The organism is Gilliamella sp. CG13 (assembly GCF_046635805.1).
Taxonomy (GTDB): domain Bacteria; phylum Pseudomonadota; class Gammaproteobacteria; order Enterobacterales; family Orbaceae; genus Gilliamella; species Gilliamella apicola_I.
On record NZ_JBIDFM010000020.1, the window covers coordinates 1 to 1,739 of the forward strand.

1 protein-coding gene is annotated in these 1,739 nt (G+C 35.5%); it reads right to left on the reverse strand.

Annotated features, from left to right (window positions below; all coding sequences use genetic code 11):
• Nucleotides 1–1,739, reverse strand: a 1,739-nt coding sequence (locus ACGH6R_RS11115; protein WP_411599836.1) for a collagen binding domain-containing protein, incomplete at both ends; no start/stop codon positions are given.

Genomic DNA, 1,739 nt, shown 5'->3' on the forward strand with positions numbered 1-1,739 from the left:
AATGCTAAACCGGATAAATCCGCATCAATCGCTGAGTGGGTTCGGCTGTTGTCTATATCAATGCTGACATGACCTTTAATCATGGCAATATATTTATACGCTGAACTTTTGTCTAACTCATTTTGTTTTAACGTTTTAAACTCAAAGCTATCACTATTTCCGTCTATGACACTGTTCGCAATTAATTCCGTTCCTTCTGGTGTGCTAACCTTAATTTGATAGTTACCGCCTTTCGGTAATTTTTCAAACTGATAGTGACCTGAAGTGTCGGTATTAACCTTTTTAAGCTCGACATAATCCGTTGCACCCGGTGCCTGATAATTAAGGGTCACATTAATGCCATTAAGCCCTTCATCACCCTGTCTGTCTTTGCTGTCATTTTCATCAACCCAGACATAACCATCGATTTTTAATTTTCCTACCAACAGATAATTGTTATCCAGTGAACCTTTTTTTGGTAAATTCGCAACCGGAATAACAATATGTTTCGGATCGTTACCTGCTGAGCTTTGTTTAAACTCATGGTCGGCATTAGCGTCTAATTTCAGTACCACAGAATAGTTAGCATTATCACCAAACACCAGATTAGAGAAATGATACTCACCATCTACGGTTTGTTGGGTCATTAATAGCTTACCAGTTCCATCTAAACCGTCACGTAGCTCAACGGTATACGTGAGCGCACTATCAAGTAAATAGGCAAACTCATTTAACTGATTAAAATCGGTATTATTATCGGCATAATCAACATAGATTTTACCACCAATACCTTCATCACTCGCTTGTTTAAAATAGAAATTATTGTCTTTTATACCCACATTAGTTAAATCTAGACCAGATAAAGTATCAATTGGTTGAGTGGTACCTTTACTGTTTTTAACTAATGAATAACCATCTGGTGAAGCGACAATATTAATGCTGTACTTCCCTTGGGATAGATTATAGAAGTGGTATTCACCTTTATCATTGGTATACTGACGTGCAATCTCGTTATTGTTTGCATCACGTAAACCAATTAAAACTTGAGTAATTGGCTCAACTGGATCGCTACCATTTAACAAGGTTTTTCCAGAAATTCCGCTGTTGATTGCATAACTACTGTTTATACCAGCTGACGGTGAACTATTTGAACTTCCTGCCAATAAGAAGTATTGGTTTTGAACTGTCTTTCCAACATCTTCAAAGTGAATCGGTTTTAAATTGATATTTGTGTTACCCTCTGCATTAGCAATAACACCAAAACCTTTTGTGGGTTCAATTTCTACAATATAATCAGTATTTAAATCAATACCACTAAAGCTATAGTAACCTTTTGCATTCGTTTTTACTTCACGATAAAACGTACGATTGGAACCATCAAATTTATATAATTTGACGTTTATATCCGGTATCGCCATGTCCCCTGTTTTATTAACATAATTTTCTAGTGTGCCATTATTGTTAATATCAACCATTACATGACCGGTGATCGCCGCATCGCCGTTTTTCTTGTAAATAAAATCTAAATTATCACCCGTTACTTTTGGTGTTTTTCCATCAATGGTAATACCCGTTACTGTATTTGAAACACTCTTTAATTCATAACGTTGTTTATCTAAACCCTGTTCAGTAACTTTAACGGTATAAGTATCATTAAATAAATTTTTAAAGTTATATAGACCAGATTTATCGGTTTTAGTTTTTGCATAGAGTTCACCATTACGATATAACTCAACGGTGACACCCGAAATCACAACATC